General features: G+C 71.8%; 4 protein-coding genes. All 4 read right to left on the reverse strand.

The annotated features are described in order from the left end of the window. Positions 1 to 1,085: hypothetical protein (locus tag VF665_RS04870; RefSeq protein WP_331052290.1), on the reverse strand; the 1,085-nt coding region annotated here is incomplete at its 3' end. Positions 1,086 to 1,088: 3 nt separating this feature from the next. Next, entirely contained in the window at positions 1,089 to 1,259 is a 171-nt protein-coding gene (locus VF665_RS04875; RefSeq protein WP_331052291.1) for a hypothetical protein, read from the reverse strand. A 3-nt stretch (positions 1,260 to 1,262) separates the two neighbouring features. Then, on the reverse strand, positions 1,263 to 2,141 hold the full coding sequence (locus VF665_RS04880) for a metallophosphoesterase family protein (protein ID WP_331052292.1): 879 nt from the start codon (positions 2,139 to 2,141) through the stop codon (positions 1,263 to 1,265). Between the two features lie 85 nt (positions 2,142 to 2,226). Further along, positions 2,227 to 3,102: tRNA (adenosine(37)-N6)-threonylcarbamoyltransferase complex transferase subunit TsaD (tsaD, locus tag VF665_RS04885; RefSeq protein WP_331052293.1), on the reverse strand; the 876-nt coding region annotated here is incomplete at its 5' end.

Consider the following 3,102-nt stretch of genomic DNA (forward strand, 5'->3'; position numbering starts at 1 on the left):
ATGCCGAAGCTGCCGCGCAGCCGCGTGCCCGGCGCGCGCACGTCCGTGTCGCGCGCCAGGAACATCGTCCCTCCGGGCCGCGACTCGATGCGCAGCGAAAGCCCGCCCGTGGCCGTACCGGGAAAGCGCGGATACAGCCACTGCAGGTCCTCGAAGTCCAGCGAGTCGCCGCGGAAGGCCAGGTCGTACATGGGCGCCTGCGCTTCCGGGAACCACTCCGGAAAGCTGTCCGTCCGCACCACCCCCGAAACGGAAAGCACCGACCTGCGCAGCCGCACGACGGGCGCGTCCAGCTCGATGTGCGCCTTGAGCAGCGCCACCACCGCCTCGCCGTGCACCAGGTGCGCCGGCCGGCGGTAGATCTGCGCCTCCGTGCGCAGCGAGTCCACGTGAATGCGCGACCCCGTCCGCGTGCCCGGTGAAAAGCGCACGCGCGACAGCCGGCCGTTCATCGCCGTGAAGTTCATCGTCCTGATGAAGCCGCCGCGGACGGAATCCACCAGGATCTGCGACGAATTCGAGAGCGCGTCCCGGATCTCCGCGCGCTGCGCCCGGCGCGAAAGGGTGCTGTCGGGCCGCCAGGGAAGCTGCACCCGCACCAGCCCGTTCACCACGCGGATGGTGTCCAGCAGGGTGGCCCGTTCCACCCCCGGCGCGCGCTTTACGCTGCTGGTGTCGGCAAAGATCGCCTGGTAGTTCCAGAGCGTGTCACCGGGGAGCTTGAAGACGTAGATCTCCGGGTTGTACAGCGTGGCGCGGGTGATGTGAATGCGGGGCGAGAGCAGCGTGCGGACGTCGTAGTCCAGGTACGCGCTGTCGGCCACCACAAAGGCGCGGCCCTGGTTGTCCTGCAGCCGCAGCCCGTACACCTTGGCGCCCTCAAAGAGGTTGCCGTTGATGCGGGCCACGATGAGCCGGCCGCCGTCCACGTTCTTGCCCAGCGCGTCCAGCGTGCGGTCCAGCACGAACTTGTGGCCGCGCGGGGCGCGCGCCACGATGTTGAGCGCGAGCACGGCCAGCCCGATGCCCAGCAGCAGGCCCCCGAGCCCCCACGAAACCAGGCGGACGGTCCGCGAACGCGCCACCGGCTACGCCCCCCGCACGGGCGCGGCGCCCGGCGCCTCGTCCACCCGCTCGCGCTGCAGCCACAGGCGCGACACGTACCACACCGCCACCGCCACCCCCACGGCGGCGGCGCCCGCCATCCCCACGGCCTTCAGTTCCCCGCCGCGCGACAGCGTTCCGCGTTCATACTCCATCGTTCACCCCCGGCTTTCGTCCATCCAGATGGCCCCATCCTCGCCGGCCCCTTCCAGCGGCGGCCTGCCGCGGCGAAAGAAGATGTGCCGGCTGGTGGGGACGAAGTCGCCCGCGTCCTCAAAGTACATGTAGTGCGTCACCCGGATGCCCTGCGGGGTCAGGCGCAGCACGTTCAGCGAGTTCTTTTCCCGCTCGCGCGCCCGCCCGCGGCGCGAGGTGCTGGTGCCGCTCTGCGCGATCACGATGCCGTGCTCGCGGTCCGCGCCGGCGTACACGTCCAGCGAGTTGCCGATATAGGCGCGGTGCAGGTGCCCGCCCAGGATCAGGTCCACCCGCATTTCCGTGAACGCGTCCAGCGCCCGGCGCGCGTCGGGCATGGGGTCCGCGCTCTCAAAGTCCGGCGGCGGCGCAAAGTGGTGGTGCGCCACGATGATGCGCAGCGTCTTGGGATCCGTGACCGCCGCGAACGCCTCGCGCGCGTACTCGATCTGCCAGCGGTGGATGCGCCCGTTGACCGTGGCCTTGAGCGGCGCCGTGCTGTTGAGCGCCACGATGCGCGCGCCGGGGATGTCGGTGACGGTGTCCAGTTCTTGGTGGATGTACCGCCGGTAGTGCTTGTACGGATCCAGCACCCGCTCCGCCACGCGCAGCAGTGGCACGTCGTGGTTCCCCGGCGTCACCACCAGGGGCACGGGGGGAAACTCGTCCAGGAACGCCCGCGCGGCCGCGAACTGCTCCGCCTTCGCGCGCTGCGTAAAGTCGCCCGACGCGACGATGCAGTCCGGCTTGAGCCGGTGCGCAAACCCCTGCAGGGCGCGCCCCACCCCTTCGTGGTAGGGCGGGCCGAAGTGCAGGTCCGAAACGTGGAGAAGGGAGATCAAGCCCGCCGCCGGGGTGCATGGGAATCCGCGGCCGCCCGGCCGCGCTCACCCGTACGTTCCGCCACCCTCGTGCCAGCCGCGCGCGTCACCGCGCCAGCCCGGGAAAGGGAAGGTCCGCGCGGGCGTTCAGCTCCAGCCCCGCCGCCTCGCCGCGCCGCCAGCGAAAGAGCGCCGCGCGCGCGATCATGGCCGCGTTGTCGGTCGACAGCCGGGGGGAGGGCGCGTACAACTCGCCGCGCGAACCCAGCTTGCGCTGCAGCGCCTCCCGCAGCGCGCGGCTGTTCGCCACCCCGCCGCCCAGCACCACGCGCGGGCAGTTCATCTCCCGTACCGCCCGCATGGTCTTGGCCGTCAGCACGTCCACGGCCGCGGCCTGAAAGGAGGCGGCCACGTGCGGCACCTCTTCCGCCAGCGTCCCTCGGGCTTCCAAGTCTCGCGCCAGCAGCCGCAGCGCGTTCTTGAGCCCGCTGAACGACATGTCGTAGTACTCGCGGTCCCCCGGCTTTTCCCCCCGGTTCAGCAGCGGGCGCGGCAGGGGGTGGCGCCTGGGGTCGCCCTCCGCCGCGGCGCGCTGGATGGACGGACCGCCGGGGTAGCCCAGCCCCAGGATCTTGGCCGCCTTGTCGAACGCCTCGCCCGCCGCGTCGTCGCGCGTGGCGCCCAGCAGGCGGTACTCGCCCCACGCCGGCACCCAGAGCAGCATGGTGTGCCCGCCGGAAACGAGCAGCCCCACGAACGGAGGCTCGGCGCCGGGATGCTCCAGGTGCGTGGCGAACAGGTGCCCCTCCATGTGGTGCACGCCGACGACGGGCTTTCCCGCCGCGAACGCGGCCGCCTTGCCCCACGACACGCCGACCAGCAGCGCGCCGATCAGCCCCGGCCCCGCCGTGACGCCGACGACGTCCACGTCCTCGATCCCCACGCCGGCTTCGCGGAGCGCGCCCTCCACCACGTCGTCCAG

Origin of the sequence: Longimicrobium sp., from assembly GCF_036387355.1 — a bacterium.
In the GTDB taxonomy this organism is placed as follows: domain Bacteria; phylum Gemmatimonadota; class Gemmatimonadetes; order Longimicrobiales; family Longimicrobiaceae; genus Longimicrobium.

What these genes read in the sequence shown, in the direction of transcription:
- VF665_RS04875 (WP_331052291.1), bottom strand. Translation starts at nt 1,259, where the DNA reads ATGGAGTATGAACGCGGAACGCTGTCGCGCGGCGGGGAACTGAAGGCC.